This window comes from Pseudomonas fluorescens Q2-87 (assembly GCF_000281895.1).
Classification (GTDB): Bacteria; Pseudomonadota; Gammaproteobacteria; order Pseudomonadales; family Pseudomonadaceae; genus Aquipseudomonas; species Aquipseudomonas fluorescens_S.
Map to the genome: position 1 here is coordinate 5,535,256 of NZ_CM001558.1, position 26,938 is coordinate 5,562,193.

Below are 26,938 nucleotides of genomic sequence, written 5' to 3' on the forward strand. Positions count from 1 at the left end.
GCTTGCGCACAATAACTGTGGAGCAACCTGTGGATAACCCGTTCATGGCTCCCGCCGCCCCAAGAAGGACATGGCCCGTAGCCGCTTGTTCATTTTTTAACCATCCCCTAGCGGACAAAGCCAGTGCATGGCCAGTCCCACGCGCCCCAATACAGTGCCAAGCGACATTGATGACAGGCGCCCCGACGCCTCAGCAAGGGCGCAAATTCCGGGGTCAGCTAAAAATCCTGACCTGATGGCCAGGAAATTGCTTTGTCCACAGGTATTCATCTCCATCGACCCGAGCCTGTCATGCCCAACCCCGATTCTGTCCCGCGCCTGCAATTGCGCAGTATCAGCAAACGCTACCCCGGCTGCCTGGCCAACGATGCCATTGACTTGAGTATCGAGCCCGGCGAGATCCATGCGCTGCTCGGGGAAAACGGTGCGGGCAAAAGCACGTTGATGAAGATTATCTACGGCGTCACTCCAGCCGATTCGGGCGAGGTGATCTGGCAAGGCCGGCGAGTCAGCCTGCGTAACCCGGCCCAAGCCCGCAGTCTGGGAATCGGCATGGTCTTCCAGCATTTTTCGCTGTTCGAAACCCTCACCGTTGCGCAGAACATCGCCTTGGCGATGGGCGCGCAGGCCGGCACTCCAGCGCAACTGGAGCCCAGGATCCGCGAAGTCTCGCAGCGCTACGGCATGGCGCTGGAGCCGCAGCGGCTGGTTCACGACCTGTCGATTGGCGAGCGGCAACGGGTGGAAATCATTCGCTGCCTGATGCAGGACATCCGGCTACTGATCCTCGATGAACCGACGTCAGTGCTCACGCCAAAGGAGGCCGAGGAGCTGTTCGTAACCCTGCGTCGCCTGGCAAGCGAAGGCTGCAGCATTTTGTTCATCAGCCACAAGCTGGGCGAAGTCCGGGCTTTGTGCCACAGCGCCACGGTACTGCGCGGCGGACGGGTGTCGGGGCATTGCACGCCGGCGCAGTGTACGGACCGAGAACTGGCGCAACTGATGGTCGGCGAGGCGGCTGGGCTCATCACGGATTATCCGAAGGTCAATGCAGACAAAGCGTTTCTGCAGATCCGCGGGTTGTCGTGGCACAACCCTGACCCGTTCGGTTGCTCGCTGCACAACATTGACCTTGAAGTGTGCAGCGGCGAAATCGTCGGCATCGCCGGCGTGGCGGGCAATGGCCAGGACGAATGGCTGGCACTGCTCAGCGGGGAAACGCCGTTGCCCCACGCCGACAGCGAGCGCATCCGTTTCAGCGGGCAACCGGTGGCTCATCTGCGTCCCGACGCCCGTCGCCGGCTCGGCCTGGCGTTTGTCCCCGCTGAACGTTTGGGCCATGGCGCCGTGCCGCAACTGAGCCTGGCGGATAACGCATTGCTCAGCGCTTTCCAGCAGGGCCTGGTCAGCCATGGGCTGATTCGCCGAAGCAAAGTCGAACGCCTCGCCGAGGAGATCATCCACCGCTTTGGCGTAAAGACACCCAACACCAAGACCCCGGCACGCAGCCTTTCGGGCGGCAACCTGCAAAAATTCATCCTCGGCAGGGAGATCCTTCAGCAACCGAAGCTGCTGGTCGCTGCCCATCCGACCTGGGGCGTGGACGTTGGCGCGGCAGCGACTATCCATCGCGCCCTGATCGCCCTGCGCGATGCCGGCGCGGCGATCCTGGTGATCTCCGAAGACCTCGACGAACTGTTCCAGATCAGCGACCGCCTCGCAGCCTTGTGCGGCGGACGTTTGTCGGCCTTGAGACCTACGGTCCAGACCCAACTCAGCGATGTCGGCGGCTGGATGGCTGGCCAGTTCGACACGCTCCAATCCCCTGTTCCCGCACCGGTTTAACGGAGTTCTTCAATGCTGCTTTCTCTCGAACCCCGCGGCCAGCAATCGCGCCTGATGCTTTGGTGTTCGCCGCTGCTTGCCGCCGTATTGACCCTGGGCAGCGGTTCGCTGCTGTTCATCGCCTTGGGCCATGATCCGTTGGAAACCTTGTTCACCTTGTTGATTGCGCCGATCAGCGACCTGTACGGGGTGTCCGAATGGCTGGTCAAGACCTTGCCAATCCTGCTCTGCGCCCTAGGCCTGGCAGTGGCCTATCAGGCGCGAATCTGGAACATCGGCGCCGAAGGCCAACTGCTCTTGGGCGCCCTGGCCGGCAGTGCCTTGGCGGTGAATATCATCGGCATGCAAAGCCGCTGGGCACTGGTGCTGATCCTGCTGACCGGAACCCTGGCCGGTGCGGCCTGGGCCGGGCTCACGGCATGGCTGCGCACACGCTTCAACGCCAACGAAATCCTTACCAGCATCATGCTCAATTACATCGCGCTGAACCTGCTGTTGTTCTGCGTGCACGGGCCGTTGAAGGACCCTGCGGGTTTCAATTTTCCCGAATCGGCGATGTTCGGCGAGGCCAGTCGCCTACCGTTACTGCTGGAGGATGGGCGGGTCCATGCCGGGTTGTATTTCGCCCTGCTGGCGCTGGTGGCGGTGTGGGTCTTGCTGCAGAAAAGTTTTGTCGGGTTTCAAATCAAGGTGCTGGGGCTCGACGCCCGTGCTGCCGGTTTCGCCGGGTTTCGCCAGAAGCCGCTGGTGTGGCTGGCATTGTTGATCAGCGGGGCGTTGGCCGGGTTGGCCGGGGTCTGCGAAGTGACGGGGCCGATCGGCCAACTGGTCCCACAGGTGTCGCCGGGCTATGGCTATGCGGCGATTACCGTGGCGTTCCTGGGCCGTCTCAATCCCATCGGCATTCTGTTTTCCAGCCTGTTGATGGCGTTGCTGTACATCGGCGGCGAGAGCGCACAAATGTCCCTGAACCTGCCCCAGGCGGTCACCCAATTGTTCCAAGGGATGATGCTGTTTTTCCTGCTGGCCTGTGACGTATTGATCCTGTACCGGCCGCGCCTGGACCTGCGCTGGACCCGACGCCCCCAGACCACCACCGTACAGGCAGGAGCGCTGTGATGGATATCGACCTGTTGAGCAATATTCTCTACGCCACCGTCCGCTGCGGGACCCCGTTGCTACTGGTGGCCCTGGGTGAGCTGGTCTGCGAAAAAAGCGGCGTCCTGAACCTCGGCCAGGAAGGCATGATGCTGTTCGGCGCGGTGATCGGTTTTATCGTCGCGTTCAATAGCGGCAACTTGTGGCTCGGCGTGCTGCTGGCGATGGCCGCCGGCATGCTGTTATCGGCGCTGTTTGCGTGGGTGGCACTGGTGTTCAACGCCAATCAGGTGGCCACCGGACTGGCGCTGACGATTTTCGGCGTGGGCCTGTCGAGCTTTGTCGGCGCGGCCTGGGTCGGCAAACCACTGGTGGGATTCGAACCACTGACGATTCCTTATCTGAGCGACATTCCGCTGATCGGGCGGATGCTGTTTGCCCAGGATCTGCTGGTTTACCTGTCCTTCGCCCTGTTTGCCCTGGTGGCGTGGGTGATCGTGAAAAGCCGCGTCGGCTTGATCATCCAGGCCGTTGGCGAAAATCCCGACGCCGCCAGTGCCATGGGCCTGCCGGTGTTGCGCGTGCGGACCCTGGCCGTGCTGTTCGGCGGCGCCATGGCCGGGTTGGCCGGCGCCTACCTGTCGCTGGCCTACACGCCGATGTGGGCCGAGAACATGAGCGCCGGGCGCGGCTGGATCGCCCTGGCGCTGGTGGTGTTTGCCAGCTGGCGGGTGTGGCGGTTGTTGCTGGGCGCCTACCTGTTCGGCCTCGCCAGCATCCTGCATCTGGTGGCCCAGGGGTTGGGGCTGGCGATTCCATCGAGCTTGCTGGCGATGCTGCCCTATGTAGCGACCATCGTGGTGCTGGTGCTGCTGTCCCGGGATGCGCTGCGCACCCGACTGTATGCACCGGTGTCGCTGGGCCAGCCTTGGCGAGCGGGGCACTGACAAAGCCTGTGCCGAGGGTGCTGGCTCCCGCTCGACTGCGTAGCAGTCGCCTGCTATGCGGGGCGCTGCGCACCCCAGCGGGAGCAAGCGCCCTCACCACGGACAGGCAGTGCCTGCAGGACGCCCCACACCAACTCGAAAAACAGGAACCCCCACAACAGCGCACTTGCTCCGTGAAGCAGGGCGTAAAGCAGCCAGGCCGCAAACAAAAACCGCCCAGCCGCGTCATAACGCCCATACACCGGCTGCGGATCGCGAATCCTCAGGACCGCCCAGACACAGACAATCGAGCCCAGCAGATTCGCCATCAACAGGTGCATGGAGGCAAATTCCGGCAACTCACCGGGCAGGCCGAAGCGTTGGGTGAAGCTCACCAGCAAGCCATGCACCACCGCAAAGCTCCACGGCGTGGCAAATGCCGCCGTCACGAGCAGGTCGTACCAGGCGCTGCCGCGCACCAGCCGGCGGTATTGGGTAGAAGTCCACATCAGTATTGCTCCAGATAATCGGGGAGCAAAAAGCCTAAAGCCTGGGGTATGCTCCAAGGTCAAGCCCTACGGAGAGAACCATGCGCATCGGCGAATTAGCCCAGGCCTGCGCCGTCAGTCGAGACACGCTGCGCTTCTACGAGCAACGCGGCCTGATCGCGGCGGGACGCAGCGCCAATGGTTACCGCGATTACCCCGCCGACATGGTGCAACTTGTGCTCTATATCAAGACGGCCCAGCGCCTGGGCTTTACGCTTGGTGAGATCAGCGCCAGCGTCGCCGCCCTGTGGCAAGCCCCTGATCCGGACTGCGCCGTGACGCAACTGCTGCAAGACAAACTGAACCTGATCGAAACCCGCATGACCGAACTCGACGCGTTGCGCCACGAGCTGAAACAACGGCTGGGGCAACGTTGTCCATTAAATCCGTGACCTTTCCATTCAAGGATGCCTTCATGAATTCGGCAAAAAACGCATTGATCATCGGCGCCTCCCGGGGCTTGGGCCTTGGTCTGGTGAAAACGCTGCTCAGCGATGGCTGGAACGTGACCGCCACCGTGCGCAACCCGCAGAACGCAGAGGCGTTGAAGGCACTGGGCCCGGTGCGAATCGAAAAGCTCGACATGGACGACCAGCAAGCCGTCATCGCCCTGAGCCAACAGCTCAAGGGCGAAACCTTCGACCTGCTGTTCGTCAACGCGGGCGTCAAAGGCCCTGACAACCAAGGCCCGGGCGGCGCGACACTGGCTGAAGTCGGCCAGTTGTTCTTCACCAACGCAGTGGCCCCCATCAACCTGGCCCAGCGCTTCGTCGGACAGATCCGCAACGGCAGCGGCGTATTGGCGTTCATGAGTTCGGTACTGGGCAGCGTGACCATGCCCGACGCACCGGAGCTCGCCCTCTACAAGGCAAGCAAGGCGGCGCTCAACTCCATGACCAACAGCTTTGTCAGCCAACTGGGCAAGCAAGCCTTGACCGTGCTGTCGCTGCACCCGGGCTGGGTCAAGACGGACATGGGCGGCGAAGGCGCGGACATCGATGTCGACACCAGCACCCGTGGCTTGATCGATCAGGTCAACGCCTTCGCCAGCAAGGGCGGGCACCACTTCGTCAACTACAAGGGCGAAACGATTCCCTGGTAAAACGCCATAGCTCCTGTGGGAGCGGGCTTGCTCGCGAAGGCGGACTATCAGTCGACATCTACGTGGAATGACAGTCCGCATTCGCGAGCAAGCCCGCTCCCACATCTGGATCTCGGCAGGCTCTGGATATGCGCCGCACAACCTGAGTAAACTCCACCCCTCGCCCCCAAGGGCGACCCTGGATCAGCAGACAGGGCATCACTGAGCTGGCTAACCTGAACCCATTTTCAGAGGAGCCGGCCACCATGCCTGCGACCCGTACCTGGTTAAAAAAACCCCTCGCCATTTTCACCGCCAACGACCTCGATGCCCGTGGCGGTCTCGTCCTGCAGGACGGTGCCATCGTCGAACTGCTGAGCCCCGGCCAACATCCGACCCTGCCTTGCGATCATGTTTTCGATGCCCGTGAACACGTGATCCTGCCGGGACTGATCAACACCCATCACCATTTCTATCAAACCCTGACCCGGGCCTGGGCGCCGGTGGTCAACCAGCCGCTGTTCCCGTGGCTGAAAACGCTTTACCCGGTGTGGGCACGACTGACCCCGGAGAAACTCGCCCTGGCGAGCAAAGTCGCACTGGCCGAGTTGCTGTTGTCGGGCTGCACCACCGCCGCAGATCATCACTATCTGTTTCCCGAAGGTCTGGAAAACGCCATCGATGTGCAGGTGCAAACGGTCCGTGAGCTGGGCATGCGTGCGATGCTGACCCGTGGCTCCATGAGCCTGGGCGAAGCCGATGGCGGCTTGCCGCCGCAGCAGACCGTGCAGCAGGGCCAGGTCATTCTCGACGACAGCCAGCGGTTGATCAGCCAATACCACGAGCGCGGCGACGGCGCGCAGATCCAGATTGCCCTGGCGCCCTGCTCGCCATTTTCGGTCACGCCCCAGATCATGAGGGCCAGCGCCGAGCTGGCGGAACAACTCGACGTACGCCTGCACACGCACCTGGCCGAAACCCTCGACGAAGAAGATTTCTGCCTGCAACGTTTCGGCCTGCGCACCGTGGATTACCTGGACAGCGTCGGCTGGCTCGGCCCGCGTACCTGGCTGGCCCACGGCATCCATTTCAACCCGGACGAAATCGCCCGCCTCGGCGCCGCCGGCACCGGCATCTGTCACTGCCCCAGCTCCAACATGCGCCTGGCCTCGGGCATTTGCCCGACCCTTGACCTGACCTCCGCCGGCGCGCCAGTGGGCCTGGGAGTGGACGGTTCGGCCTCCAACGATGCCTCGAACATGATCCTCGAAACCCGCCAGGCCCTGTATATCCAGCGCCTGCGCTATGGCGCGCAGGCGATCACGCCGGAGCGCGTGCTGGGCTGGGCAACCCGCGGCTCGGCGCAACTGCTCGGGCGTAACGACATTGGCGAACTGGCCGTGGGCAAGCAGGCCGACCTGGCGCTGTTCAAGCTCGATGAGTTGCGCTTCTCCGGCAGCCACGATCCGATCTCGGCGTTGCTGCTGTGCGGCGCGGACCGGGCGGACCGGGTGATGATCGGTGGGCAGTGGCGAGTGATCGACGGACAGGTCGAAGGGTTGGACCTCAAGGGTTTGATTGCCGATCACAGCCAGGCGGCGCGGGAATTGATTGCCGGCGCCTGATCCAGCCGAGGCCCTGTGAGCGAGCTTGCTCGCTCCCACAATGGGTGCTGTGCTGGGCTTATAGACCCAGCATCGACAACATGATGAACGTCGCAAACAACACAAAATGAGTCATGCCTTCGATGGCATTGGTTTCGCCATCGTTGAGGTTGATGGCGCTGACAATCAGCGTGATGAAGATCATCACCGTTTGCACCGGAGTCATTGCCATCTGGAAGGGCTGGCCGGTGTAGAGCGCCATGGCTTCCATGACCGGCACGGTCAGGATCACGGTGGACAGCGAAGCCCCCAGCGCGATGTTCACCACCGACTGCATGCGGTTCGCCAACGCGGCGCGCAGGGCGGTGAGGATTTCCGGTGCGGCGGAGATCGCGGCTACTAGGATCGCCGTCACCACCGGCGGCGCGCCCGAGCCTTCCAGCCCGACGTCGAGGGCCTTGGACATGACCTCGGCCAAGGCACCGATCACCACCACCCCAAACACCAGCGCGCCAATGGAGAACGCCAGGCTGATGGGCTTCGGCTCGTTTTCCACCGGCTCTTTCTTGCGGCGTTTTTCCGGGTAGCTGTAGCTGAAGAAGTAACTGTGGGGCCCGACCTGCATGCGCAGGAACAGCGTGTACAGCACGATCATCGCGCCGATGGTAAAGGCCGAATAGGTTTTCCAACTTTCCTGGGGAATGAACTCCGGCACCACCATCGATACCCCCATGGCGGTGAGGATCATCACGCTGTAGGTGCGCGCCGAGTCATCGTTGTAGACCTGCTCGCCATGCTTGATCCCGCCCATCAACGCCGCCAACCCCAGGATGCCGTTGATATCGAGCATTACCGCCGAGTAGATCGTGTCTCGCACCAGGGTCGACGACGCTTCGTTGCTCATCATGATCGCCAGGATCACCACTTCTACCAGCACCGCTGACAGGGTCAGGATCATCGTGCCGTAAGGGTCGCCGACCTTTTCCGCCAACAGCTCGGCGTGATGGGCCACGCGCATGGAGGCCGCGACGATGAAGCCGATCAGCACCAGGCCGCTGATCAACGCCGCCAGTTGCCCATTGCCTAATATCCAGTGTTCCAACGGATAAGCCACAAACGCGGCGATGAGCGCCAGCAACAGCAGTTTTTCTTGCTTGATCAAAATGAGCATCGCGATGCCTGTCACGAGGATGGGGTCATGAGCTACAGACTGTAGTGGGCGGTGAACGTTTCGTCCGCAGTGGCGCACCAGTGGGTGGCGAGTGGCTGGCGGCGCGCACCTTTATCGCCCGGCCGATCTTATTGTGGCGAGGGAGCTTGCTCCCGCTCGGTTGCGCAGCGACCGTAAAAACCGGGGGCCGCTACGCGCCCCAGCGGGAGCAAGCTCCCTCGCCACAACAGGACTGTGTCGATTAGTTGTCCTTTTGGTCAGCATTTTGCATTGGTGCGGTATAGCCAACCTCACAACAAAATGGAGTTCGATTTCATGCATAAACGCCCGTTGAAGCAGTTGCTTTGCGCCGTCATCGCAGCCGCCGGCCTGAGCATCGGCCTGAATGCCAGCGCTGCCGACCCGCTGAAGGTCGGCTTCGTCTACATCGGCCCGATTGGCGACCATGGCTGGACGTATCAGCATGAACAGGGGCGCAAGGAACTGGCGGCGAAATTCGGCGAACAAATCACCACCCACTACGTCGAAAACGTGCCGGAAGGGGCCGACGCCGAGCGGGTGATCCGCAACATGGCCAAGGACAATTACGACCTGATTTTCACCACCTCCTTCGGCTACATGAACCCGACGCTGAAGGTTGCCAAGCAATTTCCCAAGGTGACGTTCGAGCACGCCACCGGCTACAAGCAGGACAAGAACCTCGGCACATACCTGGCTCGCACCTACGAGGGCCGCTACGTTGGCGGGTTCCTCGCGGCCAAGATGACCAAGAGCAAAAAAATCGGCTACGTCGCCTCCTTCCCGATCCCGGAAGTCATCCGCGACATCAACGCCATCCAACTGGCTTTGAACAAGTACAACCCCGGCACCGAGATCAAAGTGGTGTGGGTCAATTCCTGGTTCGACCCGGGCAAGGAAGCCGACGCCGCCAACGCGCTGATCGACCAGGGCGTGGACGTGGTGTTCCAGCACACCGACAGCCCGGCACCGATCCAGGCTGCCGAACGACGTGGCGTTTACGCGGTGGGCTACGCTTCGGACATGGCTCACTTCGGGCCCAAGGCCGTGTTGACGTCCATCGTCAATGACTGGGGCCCGCATTACATCCAGGCCACCCAGAGCGTGCTCGATCACAACTGGAAATCCCAGGATTACTGGGGCGGCCTGAAGGAAGGCACGGTGAAACTGCCAATCAGCGACCTGGTCCCAGCCGCGGTCAAGGGCGAAGCCGAGCAGATCATCGCCGACATCGAGAGCGGCGCCTTCCACCCCTTCACTGGCCCGATCAAGGACCAGGCCGGCGTCGAGAAAATCCCCGCAGGCACGAGCGCCACCAACGCGGAACTGGCGTCGATGAACTACTACGTCGAAGGGATGAAGGCCGAAATTCCAAAATAACCTTCAAGTCCAATGTAAATACCCTGTGGGAGCGGGCTTGCTCGCGAAGGCGGAGTGTCAGTCAACATTAATGCGAATGTCCCGCCGTCTTCGCGAGCAAGCCCGCTCCCACAATGGAATCTTCATTCCACTTCAGGAAACCGCATGAACAGCCTGCCCATCATCGACATCAGCCCGCTCTACGGCGATGAGCCCGACGCCTGGCAAGCCGTCGCCGGGCAAATCGACCATGCCTGCCGCCAATGGGGCTTTTTCTACATCAAAGGCCACCCCATCAGCCCGGCGCGCATCGCCCAGGTACTGGACAATGCCCAACGCTTCTTCGCCCTGCCCGTCGAAGAGAAACTCAACATCGACATCACCCAGACCCGCCACCACCGTGGCTACGGCGCTGTCGCCACTGAACAACTGGACCCGGCCAAACCCAGCGACTTGAAGGAAACCTTCGACATGGGCCTGCGTCTGCCGGCCGATCATCCCGAAGTGCTCGCGGAAAAACCGCTGCGCGGCCCCAACCGACACCCGGACCTGAGCGGCTGGGAAACCTTGATGGAGCAGCATTACCGTGACATGCAGGCCCTGGCACAAACGCTGCTGCGGGCCATGACCCTGGCCCTCGGCATTGAACGGGATTTTTTCGACACCCGCTTCAACGAGCCGGTCAGCGTGCTGCGCCTGATTCATTACCCGCCACGCCACACCGCCAGCAGTACCGAGCAGCAGGGAGCGGGTGCCCACACCGATTATGGCTGCATCACCCTGCTCTATCAGGACGCCGCTGGTGGCTTGCAAGTGCGCAACGTCGACGGGCAATGGATCGATGCGCCGCCCATCGACGGCACTTTCGTGGTCAACCTCGGCGATATGATGGCGCGCTGGAGCAACGACCGTTACCTGTCCACGCCACATCGGGTGATCAGCCCGCTGGGGATGGACCGCTATTCGATGCCGTTTTTTGCCGAACCGCACCCCGACACGCTGATCCAGTGCCTGCCCGGTTGCCAGGATGACCTGCACCCGCCGAAGTACCCGACCACCACCTGCGCCGAATTCCTGCTGTCGCGCTTCGCCGACACCTATGCTTACCGGCGGGAGCCGCAAGCGTTGTAGTGGATCAGCCGGTCAGGTTTTACCCGACAGCGCGGTCAGCCCTGTAGAATGCCCGCCATCGATTCGCTGATGAGAAAAGACCATGTACGACTGGCTGAACGCCCTGCCCAAGGCTGAACTGCATTTGCACCTGGAGGGTTCGCTGGAGCCCGAACTGCTGTTCGCCCTGGCCGAGCGCAACAAGATCGCCCTGCCGTGGAGCGACGTCGACACCTTGCGCAAGGCCTATGCCTTCAATAATTTGCAGGAATTCCTCGACCTGTATTACCAGGGCGCGGATGTGTTGCGCACCTCCCAGGATTTCTACGACCTGACCTGGGCCTACCTGCTGCGTTGCAAGGCGCAGAACGTGATCCACACCGAACCATTCTTCGATCCGCAGACCCACACCGACCGTGGCGTTCCGTTCGAAGTGGTGCTCAACGGCATCGCCGCCGCCCTCAAGGACGGTGAGCAGCAACTGGGCATCAGCAGTGGCCTGATCCTGAGTTTCCTGCGTCACCTGAGCGAAGAGCAAGCCGAGAAAACCCTCGACCAGGCGCTGCCGTTCCGCGATGCCTTCGTGGCCGTGGGCCTGGACAGTTCGGAAATGGGCCACCCGCCGAGCAAGTTCCAGCGGGTATTCGACCGGGCGCGCAACGAGGGCTTCCTGACCGTCGCCCACGCCGGGGAAGAAGGTCCACCCGAGTACATCTGGGAAGCCCTGGACCTGCTGAAGATCCAGCGCATCGACCATGGCGTGCGGGCCATCGAAGACGAGCGGCTGATGCAGCGGATCATCGACGAACAGATCCCGCTGACGGTATGCCCGTTGTCCAACACCAAGCTGTGCGTGTTCGATGACATGTCGCAACACAACATCCTCGACATGCTCGAACGCGGGGTGAAGGTGACGGTGAACTCCGATGACCCGGCGTACTTCGGCGGCTACGTGACCGAGAACTTCCACGCGCTGTACACGCACCTGGGCATGACCCAGGACCAGGCCAAGCGTTTGGCGCAGAACAGCCTGGATGCGCGGTTGGTGAAACCTTAAGCCTTGTGGCAATGAGCTGCCCCCAACCACAGGGGTTATGAACAACCCGTGGCGAGGGAGCTTGCTCCCGCTCGGTTGCGCAGCAACCGCAAAACCGGGGCCGCTGCGCAGCCCAGCGGGAGCAAGCTCCCTCGCCACGGGCGATCTTCATCAATTCGTCGCTTCGCTCAACTCCTCCAGCGTCTTGCCCCGCGTCTCCATCCCGAATAACCAGACCACCCCCGCCGCCACGGCGAAGCACAGCGCGCCCAGGGCAAATACGCCGCCCTGACCGGTGATGGGAAACACCAGCCCAGTCACCAGTGGCCCGAGCAAAGAACCGACGCGCCCGATCGCCGAGGCAAAGCCCGAGCCAGTGGCCCGAGCCGAGGTGGGGTACAGCTCCGGTGTGTAGGTGTAGAGCACCGCCCACATGCCAAACAAGAAAAACTGCATGAGCAAACCGCTGCCGATCAGCAAGCCGACGTTGCCACCAAACACCGCGCTCTGCCCGTAAAGAAATGCCATCAGCCCGCCGCCCAACAGCGTAATGACGCACACCGGCTTGCGCCCCCAGCGCTCTACCAACCAGGCCGCCATCAGGAAACCGGGAATCCCGCCCAGGGAAATCAGCACGGTGTAGTACACCGACTGGGTCACCGCGAATCCAGACTGCTGCAACAACGCGCTGAGCCAGGACGTCAAGCCATAGAACCCGAGCAAGGCAAAGAACCAGACGCACCAGATCATCATCGTGCGCTGGCGATACAGCGGGGACCAGATCTGCGCCAACGCCGAAAAGAAACCGCCCGGTGTGCTCGCCAACCTTGGCAGGCGGATTGGCTCGGGCAGATCCCCACACCCGAGCGAGGCGCGGACCTTGTCTTCGATCCGCGTGAGCACTGCGTCCGCCTCATCGCCTCGCCCGGCCTGTTCCAACCAGCGCGGCGACTCGGGAATGAAGAAGCGAATCGCCAGGACAAACACCGCCGGCACCGCCAGCACCAGGAAGATGTCGCGCCAGCCGATCACCGGCAGCAGGAGATACGACAACACCCCCGCCGCCACGAAGCCCAACGGCCAGAAGCCGTCCATCAGCGCAATGTAGCGGCCTCGGCGCTTGGCCGGGATCAGCTCCGAGAGCATCGACTGGGCGATCGGAAATTCCATGCCCATGCCAATGCCCAGCAAGATACGAAACAGCGTCAACGTCTCGACGTCTTGGGCGGTGGAGCACAGGTAACTGGCGAGGCCCCACAACACGATGCTCCACTGGAACACCGGCTTGCGCCCGAAGCGGTCCGCCAGCATGCCCGACAGCGAAGCCCCCAGCACCATGCCGAAAAAGCTCGAGCTGGCGAGCAATCCGGCCTGGGCCGTGCTCAGGCCGAACTCGGTTTTGATCGACCCCAGCAGGAACGTCATCATCGCCAGGTCCATGGAGTCGAAGAAAAACGCCAGGGCAATGATGATGAAGATAACCCGGTGATAACCGCTGATGGGCAGCCGCTCAAGGCGTTCCGCCGCGCTGTAGCCGTAAGTGTTCATGTCGCCTCCCCAATCCGATGATTCCCCGGACCGAGTGTGCGCGAACCTTGCAGCTGACCATTGCTGAATACGACCTGCCAACAGCCCTGAGCGACGCGGAGAAGCGCTCTAGAGCGCCATTTCCAACGTGTCCTCCCGGGCGAACCGATGAATTTCCTCCTGGCCGAGTACCGTGACCTGCAAGGCTCGCGAATCGTTGGGCAGGCTCAGCCAGCCGGACTGCATGAACAGCTGCAGCACCGCCGCTCCCAACGCGCCGCCCAGGTGCGGGCGACGTTCGCTCCAATCCGGGCAGGGGCATGCGATGCGGGCGTTGCGATGGGCCAGTGCCTGGATGAACAGGCCATGCCCGGCCAATTGATTAGCCCCCTTGTGGGTGACGATCACCCGCTGGTCATATTGTTCGATCCACCCTGCGTCCAGCAGGCGCTGGTACAAGTCGGCTGCCAGGGTTCCGCCCAAGTGGTCGTCGCAGAGCCTGGCGCGCATCAGCGACGCAGGGGCTGAAGGGGCTTTGGTCGGCATGACGCCACGCTTGAAGATTTCCGGGATCTGCCGCGGCTGGCTGACCAGCGTGGCGCTGGCCAATGCTTCGACGGCCGCGCCGATTTCAGGCGCGGCCAGGCGAAAAAACCGTTTGCGGCCACGGAGCTCGATTTTCAACAGGCCACCGCTGCACAGTCGCCCCAGATGGGCGCTGGCCGAGGACGGCGACAGCCCGGCGAGCAAGGCCAGCTCTTCGGCCTGGCGGGCCGTGCCGTCCATCAAGGCCCACATCATTGCGCTGCGCTTGGGGTCGGCCAGCAACGTGGCGATCTGGCTGATGCAAGGTGCATGTTCCATGTATTCACTCCCTGTTGAATCATTCGTCTACTGCTCTGGCGCAGGCGGTCGCTAGTATAAGCGCGGCGATCGAGGTTTCCTGTCCTCCGGAAACCTTTGGAGGCGATTGTTCGTGAGGGAAAAGTCTCTTTTTGTGAGCGACTAATGACCGCCCCCCGTTGAACACGGAAATTGAGCGGTCAACTGGGCGCAACGGGCCCGGAGCATGTCCCGCAAAAGATTGATCGGTTTACTCAATTGTGCGCGATGGGCACACAGCAGATTGAGCGGTGCCCGTTCGCATTGCAGGTGTGGCAACAGGACCTTCAAGCGTCCGGCCAGCACATCGGCGCCAACATCCAGCCACGACTTGTAGGCGATACCCGCGCCGGCCACCGCCCAGCGCCGCACCACATCGGCATCATCGCTGAAGCGGTCGCCGCTGACGGTGAGGCTCACCTCCCGCTTGCCGTCATGAAAACACCAGCGGTCGTGAACCCGAGAGCCAAGCATGTACAGCAGGCAGTTGTGCTGGGCCAATTGCTCCAACTGGAGGGGATCACCATGAAGCGCCAGGTAAGCCGGCGATGCGCACAACACCCGGTAGTTATCCGGCGCGACAGGCAAGGCCACCAGGCTGGAATCTTCCGGCTCGCCATATCGCAGCGCGATGTCCACCGGCTGCTTGAACAGATCGGCGATGCGATCCCCCAGCAACAGCCGCACCGTCAGCCCGGGATGTTCGCGCTGGAACTCATCCAGCCAGGGCAACAGTACGTTGCGCCCCAGGTCCGACGGTGCGGACAGCTGCAGCACCCCGCTCACCTGATCCTGGCCGCTGGTCAATAACCGACGGCCCTCATCAAGACTGCCCAAGGCGGCACGGGCATATTCGAGAAAACCTTCGCCCTCGACCGTCAGCCGCAGGCTACGGGTGGAGCGAGCCAGCAGACGGGCGCCGAGGTGTTGCTCGATCCTTTTCAACGCGGCACTGGCCACCGCCGGCGACAGGTCCATGACCCTGGCGGCTGCCGAGAGACTGCCCAGATCCGCCGCCCGGACAAACAGTTGCAAGTCATCGAATCGGAGCATGACGCTTCCATTATCAAAAAGTTATTGAAAGAGCCTGTTCTTTTAGCCGGTTTTATCTCGCCGATAAATAGCTAAACATTGGCTTCATTGCACTTACCCTCTCGGAGACGCCTCATGAAAGCCATTGCCTACTACCATTCGTTGCCCATCACCGACCCGCAATCGTTGCAGGACATCGAGCTGCCAGAGCCCGTGGCCGGTCCGCGAGACTTGCTGGTGGAGGTCAAGGCCATCTCGGTCAACCCCGTGGACACCAAGGTCCGTCAGAACGTCCAGCCCGAAGGCGGCGCCGCTAAAGTGTTGGGCTGGGACGTGGCTGGCGTAGTCAAGGCCGTGGGCAGCGAAGTCACGCTGTTCAAGGCTGGGGACAAGGTATTCTACGCCGGCTCAATTGCCCGGGCCGGTGGCAACAGCGAGTTGCATGTGGTGGATGAACGCATCGTCGGCCATATGCCCAAGACCCTCGGTTTCGCCGAAGCGGCAGCGCTGCCGCTGACGGCCATTACGGCGTGGGAGTTGCTGTTCGAGCGGCTGCACATCAAGGAAGACCCACTTGATCAAGGCCAGAGCCTGCTGATCGTCGGCGCTGCGGGCGGCGTCGGGTCGATCCTGACGCAACTGGCCAGCCAGCTCACCGGACTGAAAGTGATTGGCACTGCCTCCCGTGCCCAGACCCAGGAATGGGTCCGCAGCCTGGGCGCCGACCTGGTGATCGACCACAGCCGGCCATTGAGCGAAGTGTTGAAAGAAGCAGGCCAGCCCCAGGTGACCCACGTCGCCAGCCTGACCCAGACCGACCAGCATCTTGATCAACTGGTCGAAGCGCTGGCGCCCCAAGGCAAACTGGCGCTGATCGACGATCCCAAGACGCTGGACGTGACCAAACTCAAGCGCAAGAGCCTGTCGCTGCATTGGGAGTTCATGTATACCCGCTCGCTGTTCGAAACGGCCGACATGATCGAGCAGCACAACCTGCTCAACCGCGTGGCCCAACTGATCGACGCCGGCACGCTGAAAACCACGGTCGGCGAACATTTCGGCACGATCAATGCCGAAAACCTGCGCCGGGCCCATGCGCTGCTGGAGAGCGGCAAGTCCAAGGGCAAGATAGTGCTCGAAGGTTTCTGACTATTTTGTGGCAGCCAAAACCCTTGGCCTGTCAACCCACTGTGGCGAGGGAGCTTGCTCCCGCTCGGTTGCGCAGCAACCGCAAAAACCAAGGGCCGCTGCGCAGCCCAGCGGGAGCAAGCTCCCTCGCCACAACAGCTGGTGCATCAACGATGGGCTGCACCGTCAGTCCGAGAATTGACCCTTGTCACAATTGCGATCGTATTCGGGTCTACACTCGAGGCCTTTGCAACGCAGTCTTTTACGTGAGGAGGTCAGCAATGAAGATCCTGATAAAAGAAGTGGCAAAATCCCAATGGCAAGTGCGCCTCGACCAACACGTCGTGACCTTTCGCACCGAGGCCGAAGCCCAAGCCTTCGCCACGACGCTTCAAGCGCGGATTCACGCGCCGCATCACTTCCCTGAACAGCAGCAGCGCGCCGTCGGCTGAGTCAGCCCTCGCGACTGGCCTGGGCCAGCGCACGGGCATTTTGCAGGCGACGGGTCAGCATCGCGGCGCCCACCACACATAACCCACAGAGGCTGATGACCAACGCCATCGGCACCGCCGTGCCGTCATGCAACGCAGCCACCAGCGCTGCGGCCCCCGCCGCCACGGAAAACTGCAGGCACCCCAGCATCGCTGACGCACTGCCGGCGCGGGCGCCCTGCCCGTTCATCGCACAGGCAGACGCGTTGGGAATGATGCACCCCAGGCTGGCGATACAGATAAACAGCGGAACCAGCAACGGCCACAGATGCTCAGGGTGCAGGGAACTGACGGCCAACAGGCTCAACCCGGCGGCGAGGTAGACCCATACTGCGCGGGTCAGCAGGAATGCAGGGCCGCGTTTGGACAGTAACCGGGCGTTGACTTGGGCAACCAGGATGAAGCCCGCCGCGTTGGTTCCGAACAACCAACCGAAGTGCTCGGCCGGCACGCCGTAGAGTTTGATGAAGACGAAAGGCGAACCGGCGATGTAGGCAAACATCCCGGCGATAGCGATACCTCCTGTCAATGCATGACCGAGAAACACCGAGTCAGTCAATAACCGGCCGTATTGGCGCAAGGCGCCCGACAATGGCGCCCGAGGCACGTGGTCCGGCAAGCTCTCCGGTAGCCACACGGCCACGGCCGTCGCCGCCAGCGCGCTGAACAGGGTCAGGGCAATGAAGATCGACTGCCAGCCGTGCAAATTCACCAGCAACCCACCCAGCATCGGCGCGAGGATCGGCGCCAGGCCCATCACCAGCATCAATTGCGAAAACACCTTGGCCGAGCCCACTGCGTCGCATTTGTCGCTGACGATCGCCCGGGAGATGACCATCCCCGCGCATCCACCCAGGGCCTGTACGAAACGGGCACCGATCAACCATTCCAGGCTCGGCGCGTAGGCGCAGGCCAGGGACGCCACGGTGAACAAGCCGACGCCGGTGAGCAACGGAATGCGCCGCCCAAAGCGATCCGCCACCGGCCCATAGGCCAATTGCCCGATGGAAAGGCCGAGAAAATACGCGGCCAGGGTCAGTTGGATGTGTTTTTCATCGGTCCCGAAGGCCGTGGCCATCGCCGGAAAAGCGGGCAAGTAAAAATCGATCGCCAAGGGACCGAAGGCGCTCAAGGCGCCGAGAATCAGAATGGTACGAAAGTTCATCGGGCGTCCAGGTCAGGCGTCAGTCGGCAGCCCGACAGTCTAGCTCTGCCGGGCGCTCTTGAACATTCCGATAGGTCGCTAACGATTAAAAATCTTCAGGCCAGACTGACCTCGTAGCCTTCCTCCTTGATGACTTCGGCCACCGCATCGGCCGGCAGTGAGCTCTGGACCCGAACGGTCCGGCTACCCAGGTCGACCTGCACGTCCGCTGCCGGATCCTTGGCTTGTACTGCCTGGGTGATGGCCCTGACACAGTGACCGCAGGACATGCCTTGAACGTTGAATATCTGCATGAGATGACTCCTAGGGATTGAGGTTGCCGAGAGTTTCAAGCTTGCCATCATGGCAAGGTCAAGTTCTGGCAAAAACTGCCGGGCTGGCAATCGGCCCCGCGCTCAGCCAAGCTGCACCTATCAAGGATTTCACACCGGAGGTTCAGCCATGCGCTGGTCAGCGTTCAGCCTGTTTTGCATGCTCGGTTTTTTTGCAGTAGCCCCCCAGGCGTCGGCCGCTGGCGAAGACTTTGGCGTGTTGATCATTTCCCGCGAGCGCCTGGAAGTGTCGACCAATTGCGAAATCGGCATCTACATCCAGGATCAACTCTCCGCCCGGCTTTTCCAGGAGCAGAGCACCTCCTTCAACTTGCCGCCCGGCACGGTCTCCCTGCGTTTGAAGCTGCTGCCAGGCCAGGCACCGGGATGCAACCCGGGCATGCTGGCGCCCAGCTCGCAGGAAATCACCCTCAGGGCCGGCGATATCCTTAAATTCCGCATCGCCATGGGTCAGCAAGGGATGTACCTCAAGCAGGCTGCGCTCGGTTACTGACCGAATCACATCATGGTGGGAGCGGGCTTGCTCTCGAAGGCGGTGGGTCAATTGACGCTTTAATCGACTGACACACCCCTTTCGCGAGCAAGCCCGCTCCCACATGGTTTAGGAAACCTTTTGGATTGGCGCTTGACCTTGCCAGCATGGCAAGGTTGATCCTGTGGTCACTCACTACAGGGAGCCTAGCGATGTCCGAACCCACCACCTTCGACCTACCGATAGCCGGCATGACCTGCGCCAGTTGCGCCGGGCGGGTTGAACGGGCCTTGAGCAAGGTCGCCGGCGCCCGCGCCGTCAGCGTGAACCTGGCGACCGAACAGGCACGGATCGAGGCACCCGAGGGCAGCCTGCCGGCCTTGATGCAGGCCGTCGAACAAGCGGGATATAGCGTTCCCGTGCAAACCCTGGAACTCAAGATAGATGGGATGACCTGTGCCTCCTGTGTCGGTCGGATCGAGCGCGCCTTGGGCAAAATCGGCGGCGTCAACCGTGTCAGCGTGAACCTGGCCAACGAGCGGGCGCATGTTGAATGGCTCGGTCAGGTCGATACGCAAACGTTGATCGAGGCGGTCAGGCATGCCGGTTATGACGCCCATGTCTGGCAGGCCGAGCAACCCTCTGATGCGCAGCCCCGTCGCCTGAGTCGCGAACGCCTGGCGCTGGTACTGGCAATCTTGCTGTCCGTGCCGCTGGTGTTGCCCATGCTGTTGCAGCCGTTTGGTGTGCACTGGATGCTGCCGGCCTGGGTGCAGTTCGCCCTGGCGACACCGGTGCAGTTCATTTTCGGTGCGCGCTTTTATGTGGCGGCCTTCAAAGCCGTGCGCGCCGGGGCCGGGAACATGGACTTGTTGGTGGCCCTGGGCACCAGCGCAGGTTACGGCTTGAGCCTCTATGAATGGGCCATCGCGCGTCCCGGCAGCATGCCGCACCTGTATTTCGAAGCTTCGGCCGTGGTGATTGCCCTGGTATTGCTGGGTAAATACCTCGAAAGCCGCGCCAAGCGACAGACCGCCAGTGCCATTCGTGCCCTGGAAGCCTTGCGGCCTGAGCGGGCGATTCAGGTAATCGACGGCCAGGAACGGGATGTCGCCATCAGTGCCTTGCGCTTGAACGACCTGGTGCTGGTCAAGCCCGGCGAACGTTTCCCGGTGGATGGTGAAGTGCTCGAAGGCCAGAGCCACGCCGACGAAGCGCTGATCAGCGGCGAAAGCCTGCCAGTGCCCAAACAGCCCGGTGACAAGGTCACCGGCGGCGCCATCAACGGTGAAGGCCGGCTGTTGGTGCGCACCCAGGCGCTGGGCGCTGAAACCGTCCTGGCGCGCATCATTCGCCTGGTGGAAGACGCCCAGGCAGCCAAGGCACCGATACAGAAGCTGGTGGATAAAGTCAGCCAGGTCTTCGTGCCGGTGGTACTGGTGCTGGCCCTGGCAACGCTGCTCGGCTGGTGGCTGTACGGTGCGCCGCTGGAAACCGCACTGATCAACGCCGTCGCCGTGCTGGTGATTGCCTGCCCATGCGCCCTGGGTTTGGCGACGCCCACGGCGATCATGGCCGGCACCGGCGTGGCCGCGCGCCACGGGATTTTGATCAAGGATGCCGAGGCCCTGGAGCGCGCCCATGAAGTCGATACGGTGGTGTTCGACAAAACCGGCACCCTGACCTCCGGCACGCCGCGCATCGCCCACATGACAGCCCTCGTGGGTGACGAAGACACGCTGCTGAAAATGGCCGGCGCGCTGCAACGCGGCAGTGAACATCCTCTCGCCAAAGCGGTGTTGGACGCCTGCGCCGAGCGCGGCCTGGACGTTCCGGATGTCAGCGACAGCCAATCCCTGGCCGGACGCGGCATTGCCGGCAGCCTCGCCGGTCGCCGCCTGGCCCTGGGTAATCGACGTCTGTTGGACGAACTCGGCCTGAGCCCCGGCGCACTGGCCGAGTCGGCACAGGCGTGGGAAACCGAAGGCCGGACCCTGTCCTGGCTGATCGATCAAGACGCGACGCCTCGGGTATTGGGCCTGTTCGCCTTCGGTGACACCCTCAAGCCCGGCGCCCTCGCCGCCGTACAGGCCTTGAATGAGCGCCACATCGCCAGTCACTTGCTCACGGGCGACAACCGGGGCAGCGCCAAGGTGGTGGCCGAGGCGCTGGGAATCACCCAGGTCCATGCCGAAGTGCTGCCCGCGGATAAGTCCGCCATCGTTCAGCAGTTGAAAACGCATTCCATGGTGGCGATGGTCGGCGACGGCATCAACGACGCCCCGGCCCTGGCCGCCGCCGACATCGGCATCGCCATGGGCGGCGGCACCGACGTGGCGATGCACGCTGCCGGGATCACCCTCATGCGTGGCGATCCACGGCTGGTGCCGGCGGCCCTGGACATCAGCCGCAAGACTTACGCCAAGATTCGCCAGAATCTGTTCTGGGCGTTCGTCTATAACCTGATCGGCATCCCGCTGGCCGCGTTCGGCTTCCTCAACCCGGTACTGGCCGGCGCGGCCATGGCGCTGTCGAGCGTCAGCGTGGTGAGCAATGCGTTACTGTTGAAATTCTGGACACCCAAGCGGTTGGAGGACAAGCGATGAACATCGGCCAAGCGGCCCGCCAGAGCGGCCTGAGCGCGAAGATGATTCGCTATTACGAATCCATCGGCCTGCTCAAGGCAGCCCATCGCACCGACAGCGGCTACCGGATCTACGGTGCCGACGACCTGCATACGCTGGCCTTTATCAAGCGCTCCCGGGACCTTGGGTTTTCATTGGAGGAAGTCGGAAAGCTGCTGACCCTCTGGCAGGATCGCCAACGGGCTAGCGCTGACGTCAAGGCTCTGGCTCGGCAACACATCGATGAGCTGAATCAGAAAATCCGTGAACTGGGTGAATTGCGGGACACTCTTCAAGATCTGGTGGAGCACTGCCATGGGGATCATCGTCCGGATTGTCCGATTCTCAAGGAGTTGGCTTCGGGGTGTTGTCAGGAGGCTGTAGCCGGCTGATAGGCACCCTTGCTGAGTTTTTTGGGGGGCCGTAGTTCGTGTGTATATCCGTTTCTTCGGTAACGGCGGCTGGTGGTTCCGCCCTTACGGCGGGTCACTTTCGAAAAGCCGGAATGCCGGCCCAGGCGAAAGTAACCAAAGCGCTCTTGCCCCACCACTTGGCACCTCGCCTAGGCTCGGTGTGCCCTCACTCCGGCATTGCTCCGTGGGCCCGCTGCGAAGGGCCATCCATGGCCCAGCGCAGCTATCCCGGCATCCATGCCGGGATGCCCACTCCACAATGCCTGCGTTCGGCCAGCGTGGTTAACGGGGCGCCGAAATCAACGTCCACCGCGAGGCGGCCTGATAGCCGGCCTGATTCAGGTGGGATCGCGTTCCTCCTGTGGGAGCGGGCTTGCTCGCGATAGCAGTGGTTCAGCCACATAGATGCTGGACATACCCCCGCTCTTGCTTTGCTTTAGATCTTGATCTGGACGCCCCATTAACCACGCTGGCCGAACGCAGGCATTGCGTAGTGGGCACCTCGGCATGGATGCCGAGGTAGCCGTGCTGGGCCATGGATGGCCCTTCGCGGCGGGCCCACGGAGCAATGCCGGAGAGAGGGCATGCCGAGCCTAGGCGAGGCACCAAGTGGTGGGGCAAAGCGTTTTTGGTTACTTTTGGCGCTCTTCCAAAAGTGACCCGCTGTAAGAGCGGAACCGCCAGCCGCCGTCACAAAAAAAACGGATATACACACCAACCACACCAATCACTGCATCCAAGGCGGAGGCGGCTCTTCAGCTTTACCAGGTGGAGCATCGTCAGCAGCCCGTAAAGCCTGACGTCGCTCCTCATCCAAGCGAGCAGCCTCGATCTCACGCATGATCCCACCGACATCCGCCAGCTCTTCCGGCTCGTCGAACTCCCCGGTCAACACACTGGCAGGATGCAAGGTGCCGGCTTCATAAAGCGCCCACATCTCCTTCGCATACTTGGTGCGCTTGAGCTCCGGGGCAAACCGGCCGAAGTAGGACGCCATGTTGCCCACGTCCCGCTCCAGCATGCTGAAGGCATGGTTGTTACCGGCAGCGTCCACCGCTTGCGGCAGATCGATGATCACCGGCCCCGTCGGCGTCAGCAGTACGTTGAACTCCGACAGGTCACCATGCACCAGACCGGTACACAGCATCAGCACGATCTGGGAAATCAGGAACGCGTGATATTCACGGGCCTGATCCGGTTCCAACACCACATCGTTCAGACGCGGCGCCGCATCACCGTACTCGTCGGCCACCAGCTCCATCAGCAGCACGCCTTCAAGGAAGTCGTACGGCTTGGGCACGCGCACACCGGCACTGGCCAAGCGGAACAATGCCGCCACTTCGGCGTTCTGCCAGGCGTCCTCGGTTTCCTTGCGTCCGAACTTCGAGCCCTTGGCCATGGCTCGGGCCTGGCGGCTGTTACGGACCTTACGGCCTTCCTGATACTCGGCCGCCTGACGAAAACTTCGCTTGTTCGCCTCCTTGTAGACCTTGGCGCAACGTAGCTCATTGCCGCAGCGCACCACATAAACAGCTGCTTCTTTACCACTCATGAGTGGGCGCAGCACCTCGTCGACCAGACCGTCCTCGATCAGGGGTTCAATGCGTTTTGGAGTCTTCATCAGCTTTTATTGTGGGTCCTTTATTACCAAACACGCGAATGACAGTCGTTATACGTCAATCCTTCCTTCACGGGGAGGGGTTGCCGACCTATGAACTTGCGATGCACACAATGTGCCGGAGTATCGACCGAGCCGAATCATAGCCGAGACAGGGCATGGCATTGGCAACTCGATGCGCAGGTATTTGCGACAAGAGCTGACAGATATACCGACAGCCCACGCTCAAGATTTAAACAGCTCCCCTGGCGTATACCCAAACATTCCCTTGAAGGCCGCGATAAAAGCGGACGTTGAATCATACCCACAAGACAGCGCCGCGCTGGTCACACTGTCGCCCTTCTCCAACGAGCCCAGGGACGACAACAACCGCATGCGCTGGCGCCAGGCGCGAAAGCTCAGGCCGGTTTCGCGCTGGAACAAGCGCATCAGGGTTTTTTCCGAGGTGCCCAGGCGTTCGGCCCAGGCTTGCAGAGTGACGTTTTGCTCAGGCTGTTCGATCAGCTCGTTGCACAGCGCCAGGAGTCGAGCATGGCGGGGCAAGGGCAGGGAAAATCCTACCTCTGGCAGCGTCGCCAACTGGTCCAGCAGCACCTGAACCAATCGCTCTTGTGGGGTATCGCCCTGCGGGTACTCGGCCGGAAGCTGGCAGAACACCTTGATCAACTCGCGGGCCAGCGGCGTAACCTCCAACACCCGGCAACGCGCATCCGCCCGGGGACAGGCCTGGCGATGCACATAAAGGCTGCGCATTTCCGCGCGGGTTGAGGTCACCACGTGATGCTCCAGATTCGCCGGGATCCAGATACCCCGTTGTGGCGGGGCGAAGAAACTGCCCTCAGCGGTATGCACGCCAAGAACGCCACTGATGGCGTAGGAAAACTGCACCCAGTCATGCCGATGGGCTTGCGTCCACGAGCCGGCGTTCAAGCTTTCGACACGGGCATAGAGCGGCCGGGGCAGGTGCGTCAGGTCGGGAATGCGTCGTTCGAGCTGTTGGTGTCCGTTAGTCGGCATTGATTGGCCTTATGTCGCAAGACGACTGTTTGGGACGACGTTAGGCTAAGTCGACTTTTCTTACAACTTGCGGTGCCCCATGGCTATTTTCAGACACCTCAAACGCATGGTGACCGACTGGTTCCTGTGCGGCATGCTGCTCGCCACGCTGCTGGCCTACCTGTTTCCATCCTTCGGTGCCACCGGTGGCGCCATGCATGCCGAGTGGGTCGTGAATATCGGCATCTTCGTGGTGTTCTTCCTGCACGGGGTCAACCTGTCCGGCGAGCAGATCCGCCACGGCTTGAAGAACACCCGGCTGCACGTGATGGTGCAAGGCTTCACCTTTGGGGTGTTTCCGTTGATCTGGCTGCTCTGCAACGGGTTACTGGGCAGTCATGTACCGTCGTTATTGATGCTGGGGTTCTTTTATCTGTGCGCCCTGCCCTCGACCATTTCCTCCTCGGTGGCCCTGACCGGCAGCGCCGGCGGCAACGTGCCGGCGGCCATTCTCAATGCGAGCCTGTCCAGCGTACTGGGGATCTTTCTTACGCCGCTGCTGGTCAGCCTGGTGGTCGGCAGCGGCGCCGGTGGCATCGACCTGGGCTCGACGTTGCTCGACCTGTGCCTGATGTTGCTGCTGCCGCTCGTGCTCGGGCAATTCTTGCGGCGCTGGGTGGCTGGTTTCTTCGGTCGATACAAACGCTACACCAGCGTCATCGACAAGCTGGTGATTCTGCTGCTGGTCTACGCTGCGTTCTGCAATTCCATGGTTTCCGGCATCTGGCGGCAGCAAGGCAACGGTGTGCTGCTCAGTGCAGTGATAGGCAGCTCAGTGCTGTTGGCGATTATCCTGTGGACAACCACCCGCACCGCTCGGGCCTTGAAATTCAGCAGCGCCGACGAGGTCGCCGCAGTGTTCTGTGCCAGCAAGAAATCCCTCGCTGCCGGGGTACCGATGGCCGCATTGATTTTTGGCGACCACCCCGGCCTCGGCCTGATTCTGCTGCCGATCATGATCTATCACCCGTTGCAGTTGATCGTCTGCTCGATCCTGGCCGAGCGCTATTCCAACCACCATCGGGCGCTGGCTGCACAACGGAGTGACTCGATCCTCAACGCTCGATAATCGCCGTCACACCCTGGCCGGCGGCTGCGCAGATGGAGATCAGGCCGCGGCCTCGTCCCGCAGCGTCCAGCAACTTGGCCAGGTTGGCGACAATGCGCCCGCCTGTGGCGGCAAATGGATGGCCGGCGGCCAGGGAGCTGCCCTTCACGTTCAAGCGGCTGCGGTCTATGGCGCCCAGCGCCGCATCGAGGCCCAGGCGGGTCTTGCAGTAGTCCGGGTCTTCCCAAGCCTTCAATGTACACAACACTTGGGCGGCAAACGCTTCATGGATTTCGTAGTAATCGAAGTCCTGCAAGGTCAGGCCGTTGCGCGCCAGCAGCCGGGGCACGGCGTAGACCGGGGCCATCAACAGCCCTTCGGCACCATTGACGAAATCCACCGCCGCGGTTTCACCGTCGCGCAAGTACGCCAGGATCGGCAGGCCGCGGGCCTTGGCCCATTCTTCGCTGCCCAGCAACACCAGCGAGGCGCCGTCGGTCAGGGGCGTGGAGTTACCCGCCGTCATTGTGCCTTTGGCGCTTCTTTCGAAGGCCGGTTTGAGGGACGCGAGTTTTTCCAGGGTCAGGTCCGGGCGCAGGTTATTGTCCCGGGTCAGGCCGAGAAACGGCGTCATCAAATCGTTCTGCCACCCTTCGGCGTAGGCCGCCGCCATTTTCTGATGGCTTTCCAGGGCCAACAGATCCTGTTCTTCCCGAGGGATCTGCCAGGTCTGGGCCATCAGTTCACAGTGCTGGCCCATGTTCAGCCCGGTGCGGGGCTCGTTGATGCGCGGCAGGTCGGGCATCAAGTGCTGAGGCCGCAACTGCAGGAAGGTCTTGATCTTATCGGCGGTGGTCTTGGCGCGATTGGCTTGCAGCAGGATCCTGCGCAGCCCTTCATTGACGGCAATCGGCGCATCCGAGGTGGTGTCCACGCCGCCAGCGATGCCACTGTCGATCTGGCCCAGGGCGATCTTGTTGGCGACCAGCAGCACCGTCTCCAGCCCGGTGCCACAGGCCTGTTGCACGTCATAGGCCGGCGTCGTGGGTGAGAGCCGCGAACCGAGCACGCATTCGCGGCTCAGGTTCAGATCCCGGGACAGCTTGAGCACCGCACCGGCGGCGACTTCACCAATGTGCAGGCCATGCAGGTTGTAGCGCTCGATCAGCCCCTCGAGGGCGGCCGTCAGCATCGCCTTGTTGCTCGCGGTGGCATAGGGCCCGTTGGAACGGGCAAAGGGAATGCGGTTACCACCGATAATCGCGACGCGGCGTAGCTGTGTCATGGAGAATCCCCGTGTGTGCGCTGGAATGCCGAATGGGCTGGAAAAACGCCTCTGCCGCACAAGCTTAGG

The 26,938-nt window shown here is 62.1% G+C and carries 25 protein-coding genes; 15 read left to right on the forward strand and 10 right to left on the reverse strand.

The features are described from left to right. Window positions 1–291 precede the first annotated feature (291 nt). Genes PFLQ2_RS03400 through PFLQ2_RS03390 form a run of 3 tightly spaced genes read left to right on the forward strand, consistent with a single transcriptional unit; the run spans window position 292 to window position 3,890 of the window. Window positions 292–1,845 (forward strand): ABC transporter ATP-binding protein, encoded by a 1,554-nt coding sequence (locus tag PFLQ2_RS03400; RefSeq protein ID WP_003186124.1) that lies wholly within the window; start codon window positions 292–294, stop codon window positions 1,843–1,845. Window positions 1,846–1,857: 12 nt separating this feature from the next. Further along, window positions 1,858–2,964 carry an ABC transporter permease gene (locus PFLQ2_RS03395; protein WP_003186126.1) on the forward strand — a complete coding sequence of 369 codons (1,107 nt, stop codon included), beginning with the start codon at window positions 1,858–1,860 and terminating at the stop codon, window positions 2,962–2,964. Then, window positions 2,964–3,890, forward strand: a complete 927-nt coding sequence (locus PFLQ2_RS03390) for an ABC transporter permease (protein ID WP_003186128.1) — start codon at window positions 2,964–2,966, stop codon at window positions 3,888–3,890. The genes PFLQ2_RS03395 and PFLQ2_RS03390 overlap by 1 nt, the downstream gene beginning before the upstream one ends. Before the next feature lie 53 nt (window positions 3,891–3,943). Here the strand turns inward: PFLQ2_RS03390 and PFLQ2_RS03385 are convergent, their stop codons facing one another. Further along, a complete protein-coding gene (locus PFLQ2_RS03385) occupies window positions 3,944–4,378 on the reverse strand; it encodes a hypothetical protein (RefSeq protein WP_003186130.1) in 435 nt (144 codons plus the stop codon). Window positions 4,379–4,458: 80 nt separating this feature from the next. On the opposite strand from PFLQ2_RS03385, the gene PFLQ2_RS03380 reads away from it, so the two are divergent. The 3 genes from PFLQ2_RS03380 (at window position 4,459) to PFLQ2_RS03370 (ending at window position 7,123) form a co-directional block, all read left to right on the forward strand. Further along, a complete protein-coding gene (locus tag PFLQ2_RS03380; RefSeq protein ID WP_003186133.1) occupies window positions 4,459–4,809 on the forward strand; it encodes a MerR family transcriptional regulator in 351 nt (116 codons plus the stop codon). A 23-nt stretch (window positions 4,810–4,832) separates the two neighbouring features. Then, entirely contained in the window at window positions 4,833–5,519 is a 687-nt protein-coding gene (locus PFLQ2_RS03375; protein ID WP_003186135.1) for an SDR family oxidoreductase, read from the forward strand. 245 nt (window positions 5,520–5,764) lie between these two features. After that, window positions 5,765–7,123, forward strand: a complete 1,359-nt coding sequence (locus PFLQ2_RS03370) for an 8-oxoguanine deaminase (protein WP_003186137.1) — start codon at window positions 5,765–5,767, stop codon at window positions 7,121–7,123. Between the two features lie 58 nt (window positions 7,124–7,181). On the opposite strand, the gene PFLQ2_RS03365 is transcribed toward PFLQ2_RS03370, so the two are convergent. Continuing rightward, a complete protein-coding gene (locus tag PFLQ2_RS03365) occupies window positions 7,182–8,273 on the reverse strand; it encodes a calcium:proton antiporter (protein WP_003186139.1) in 1,092 nt (363 codons plus the stop codon). Window positions 8,274–8,588: 315 nt separating this feature from the next. Here PFLQ2_RS03365 and PFLQ2_RS03360 point away from each other — a divergent pair, with 315 nt between their 5' ends. From PFLQ2_RS03360 to PFLQ2_RS03350, 3 genes are all read left to right on the forward strand, one after another. Continuing rightward, complete coding sequence (locus PFLQ2_RS03360; RefSeq protein ID WP_003186141.1) at window positions 8,589–9,671, forward strand: BMP family ABC transporter substrate-binding protein; 1,083 nt, start codon at window positions 8,589–8,591, stop codon at window positions 9,669–9,671. 144 nt (window positions 9,672–9,815) lie between these two features. After that, window positions 9,816–10,781, forward strand: coding sequence for a 2-oxoglutarate and iron-dependent oxygenase domain-containing protein (locus PFLQ2_RS03355; protein ID WP_003186143.1), 966 nt, complete (start codon window positions 9,816–9,818; stop codon window positions 10,779–10,781). Window positions 10,782–10,863: 82 nt separating this feature from the next. Continuing rightward, window positions 10,864–11,817, forward strand: coding sequence for an adenosine deaminase (locus tag PFLQ2_RS03350; protein WP_003186147.1), 954 nt, complete (start codon window positions 10,864–10,866; stop codon window positions 11,815–11,817). A gap of 150 nt (window positions 11,818–11,967) precedes the next feature. On the opposite strand, the gene PFLQ2_RS03345 is transcribed toward PFLQ2_RS03350, so the two are convergent. The 3 genes from PFLQ2_RS03345 to PFLQ2_RS03335 form a co-directional block, all read right to left on the reverse strand. Continuing rightward, window positions 11,968–13,344, reverse strand: coding sequence for an MFS transporter (locus PFLQ2_RS03345; protein ID WP_003186149.1), 1,377 nt, complete (start codon window positions 13,342–13,344; stop codon window positions 11,968–11,970). 108 nt (window positions 13,345–13,452) lie between these two features. Then, complete coding sequence (locus tag PFLQ2_RS03340) at window positions 13,453–14,187, reverse strand: ArsR/SmtB family transcription factor (RefSeq protein WP_003186151.1); 735 nt, start codon at window positions 14,185–14,187, stop codon at window positions 13,453–13,455. A gap of 141 nt (window positions 14,188–14,328) precedes the next feature. Further along, entirely contained in the window at window positions 14,329–15,258 is a 930-nt protein-coding gene (locus PFLQ2_RS03335; protein WP_003186154.1) for a LysR family transcriptional regulator, read from the reverse strand. Window positions 15,259–15,372: 114 nt separating this feature from the next. On the opposite strand from PFLQ2_RS03335, the gene PFLQ2_RS03330 reads away from it, so the two are divergent. Both PFLQ2_RS03330 and PFLQ2_RS30515 read left to right on the forward strand, forming a co-directional pair. Continuing rightward, a complete protein-coding gene (locus PFLQ2_RS03330; RefSeq protein ID WP_003186156.1) occupies window positions 15,373–16,386 on the forward strand; it encodes a zinc-binding alcohol dehydrogenase family protein in 1,014 nt (337 codons plus the stop codon). 260 nt (window positions 16,387–16,646) lie between these two features. After that, window positions 16,647–16,817, forward strand: coding sequence for a hypothetical protein (locus PFLQ2_RS30515; RefSeq protein WP_003186158.1), 171 nt, complete (start codon window positions 16,647–16,649; stop codon window positions 16,815–16,817). Window position 16,818: 1 nt separating this feature from the next. Here PFLQ2_RS30515 and PFLQ2_RS03325 read toward each other — a convergent pair whose 3' ends face one another. Next, complete coding sequence (locus tag PFLQ2_RS03325; RefSeq protein WP_003186160.1) at window positions 16,819–18,021, reverse strand: multidrug effflux MFS transporter; 1,203 nt, start codon at window positions 18,019–18,021, stop codon at window positions 16,819–16,821. Window positions 18,022–18,116: 95 nt separating this feature from the next. Continuing rightward, window positions 18,117–18,314, reverse strand: a complete 198-nt coding sequence (locus PFLQ2_RS03320) for a heavy-metal-associated domain-containing protein (RefSeq protein ID WP_003186162.1) — start codon at window positions 18,312–18,314, stop codon at window positions 18,117–18,119. A 148-nt stretch (window positions 18,315–18,462) separates the two neighbouring features. Between PFLQ2_RS03320 and PFLQ2_RS03315 the strand changes: the two genes are divergently transcribed. The 3 genes from PFLQ2_RS03315 to cueR all read left to right on the forward strand — a co-directional run bounded on the left by PFLQ2_RS03315 (window position 18,463) and on the right by cueR (window position 21,841). Further along, a complete protein-coding gene (locus tag PFLQ2_RS03315; protein ID WP_003186164.1) occupies window positions 18,463–18,846 on the forward strand; it encodes a hypothetical protein in 384 nt (127 codons plus the stop codon). A 191-nt stretch (window positions 18,847–19,037) separates the two neighbouring features. Then, window positions 19,038–21,431, forward strand: coding sequence for a heavy metal translocating P-type ATPase (locus PFLQ2_RS03310; protein ID WP_003186167.1), 2,394 nt, complete (start codon window positions 19,038–19,040; stop codon window positions 21,429–21,431). Continuing rightward, window positions 21,428–21,841, forward strand: coding sequence for a Cu(I)-responsive transcriptional regulator (gene cueR, locus PFLQ2_RS03305; RefSeq protein WP_003186171.1), 414 nt, complete (start codon window positions 21,428–21,430; stop codon window positions 21,839–21,841). Before PFLQ2_RS03310 ends, cueR begins: the two co-directional genes overlap by 4 nt. 748 nt (window positions 21,842–22,589) lie before the next feature. On the opposite strand, the gene PFLQ2_RS03300 is transcribed toward cueR, so the two are convergent. Then, on the reverse strand, window positions 22,590–23,483 hold the full coding sequence (locus tag PFLQ2_RS03300) for a PA4780 family RIO1-like protein kinase (RefSeq protein WP_003186173.1): 894 nt from the start codon (window positions 23,481–23,483) through the stop codon (window positions 22,590–22,592). A gap of 222 nt (window positions 23,484–23,705) precedes the next feature. Next, window positions 23,706–24,497, reverse strand: a complete 792-nt coding sequence (locus PFLQ2_RS03295; protein ID WP_003186175.1) for an AraC family transcriptional regulator — start codon at window positions 24,495–24,497, stop codon at window positions 23,706–23,708. 79 nt (window positions 24,498–24,576) lie between these two features. On the opposite strand from PFLQ2_RS03295, the gene PFLQ2_RS03290 reads away from it, so the two are divergent. Further along, on the forward strand, window positions 24,577–25,605 hold the full coding sequence (locus PFLQ2_RS03290) for a bile acid:sodium symporter family protein (RefSeq protein ID WP_003186177.1): 1,029 nt from the start codon (window positions 24,577–24,579) through the stop codon (window positions 25,603–25,605). Here PFLQ2_RS03290 and PFLQ2_RS03285 read toward each other — a convergent pair. Then, complete coding sequence (locus PFLQ2_RS03285; protein WP_003186179.1) at window positions 25,592–26,869, reverse strand: acetyl-CoA C-acetyltransferase; 1,278 nt, start codon at window positions 26,867–26,869, stop codon at window positions 25,592–25,594. The two genes, PFLQ2_RS03290 and PFLQ2_RS03285, sit on opposite strands and share 14 nt — an antisense overlap. Window positions 26,870–26,938 lie beyond the last annotated feature (69 nt).

Bases quoted from the DNA above. Each gene is read 5' to 3' on its own strand.
- PFLQ2_RS03300 (WP_003186173.1), bottom strand. From the start codon at position 23,483: ATGAAGACTCCAAAACGCATTGAACCCCTGATCGAGGACGGTCTGGTC.
- PFLQ2_RS03370 (WP_003186137.1), top strand. From the start codon at position 5,765: ATGCCTGCGACCCGTACCTGGTTAAAAAAACCCCTCGCCATTTTCACC.
- PFLQ2_RS03345 (WP_003186149.1), bottom strand. From the start codon at position 13,344: ATGAACACTTACGGCTACAGCGCGGCGGAACGCCTTGAGCGGCTGCCC.
- PFLQ2_RS03290 (WP_003186177.1), top strand. From the start codon at position 24,577: ATGGCTATTTTCAGACACCTCAAACGCATGGTGACCGACTGGTTCCTG.
- PFLQ2_RS03380 (WP_003186133.1), top strand. From the start codon at position 4,459: ATGCGCATCGGCGAATTAGCCCAGGCCTGCGCCGTCAGTCGAGACACG.
- PFLQ2_RS03330 (WP_003186156.1), top strand. From the start codon at position 15,373: ATGAAAGCCATTGCCTACTACCATTCGTTGCCCATCACCGACCCGCAA.
- PFLQ2_RS30515 (WP_003186158.1), top strand. From the start codon at position 16,647: ATGAAGATCCTGATAAAAGAAGTGGCAAAATCCCAATGGCAAGTGCGC.
- PFLQ2_RS03285 (WP_003186179.1), bottom strand. From the start codon at position 26,869: ATGACACAGCTACGCCGCGTCGCGATTATCGGTGGTAACCGCATTCCC.
- PFLQ2_RS03295 (WP_003186175.1), bottom strand. From the start codon at position 24,497: ATGCCGACTAACGGACACCAACAGCTCGAACGACGCATTCCCGACCTG.
- PFLQ2_RS03395 (WP_003186126.1), top strand. From the start codon at position 1,858: ATGCTGCTTTCTCTCGAACCCCGCGGCCAGCAATCGCGCCTGATGCTT.
- PFLQ2_RS03350 (WP_003186147.1), top strand. From the start codon at position 10,864: ATGTACGACTGGCTGAACGCCCTGCCCAAGGCTGAACTGCATTTGCAC.
- PFLQ2_RS03400 (WP_003186124.1), top strand. From the start codon at position 292: ATGCCCAACCCCGATTCTGTCCCGCGCCTGCAATTGCGCAGTATCAGC.
- PFLQ2_RS03365 (WP_003186139.1), bottom strand. From the start codon at position 8,273: ATGCTCATTTTGATCAAGCAAGAAAAACTGCTGTTGCTGGCGCTCATC.
- PFLQ2_RS03320 (WP_003186162.1), bottom strand. From the start codon at position 18,314: ATGCAGATATTCAACGTTCAAGGCATGTCCTGCGGTCACTGTGTCAGG.
- PFLQ2_RS03375 (WP_003186135.1), top strand. From the start codon at position 4,833: ATGAATTCGGCAAAAAACGCATTGATCATCGGCGCCTCCCGGGGCTTG.
- PFLQ2_RS03340 (WP_003186151.1), bottom strand. From the start codon at position 14,187: ATGGAACATGCACCTTGCATCAGCCAGATCGCCACGTTGCTGGCCGAC.
- cueR (WP_003186171.1), top strand. From the start codon at position 21,428: ATGAACATCGGCCAAGCGGCCCGCCAGAGCGGCCTGAGCGCGAAGATG.
- PFLQ2_RS03390 (WP_003186128.1), top strand. From the start codon at position 2,964: ATGGATATCGACCTGTTGAGCAATATTCTCTACGCCACCGTCCGCTGC.
- PFLQ2_RS03325 (WP_003186160.1), bottom strand. From the start codon at position 18,021: ATGAACTTTCGTACCATTCTGATTCTCGGCGCCTTGAGCGCCTTCGGT.
- PFLQ2_RS03335 (WP_003186154.1), bottom strand. From the start codon at position 15,258: ATGCTCCGATTCGATGACTTGCAACTGTTTGTCCGGGCGGCGGATCTG.
- PFLQ2_RS03355 (WP_003186143.1), top strand. From the start codon at position 9,816: ATGAACAGCCTGCCCATCATCGACATCAGCCCGCTCTACGGCGATGAG.
- PFLQ2_RS03310 (WP_003186167.1), top strand. From the start codon at position 19,038: ATGTCCGAACCCACCACCTTCGACCTACCGATAGCCGGCATGACCTGC.
- PFLQ2_RS03385 (WP_003186130.1), bottom strand. From the start codon at position 4,378: ATGTGGACTTCTACCCAATACCGCCGGCTGGTGCGCGGCAGCGCCTGG.
- PFLQ2_RS03360 (WP_003186141.1), top strand. From the start codon at position 8,589: ATGCATAAACGCCCGTTGAAGCAGTTGCTTTGCGCCGTCATCGCAGCC.
- PFLQ2_RS03315 (WP_003186164.1), top strand. From the start codon at position 18,463: ATGCGCTGGTCAGCGTTCAGCCTGTTTTGCATGCTCGGTTTTTTTGCA.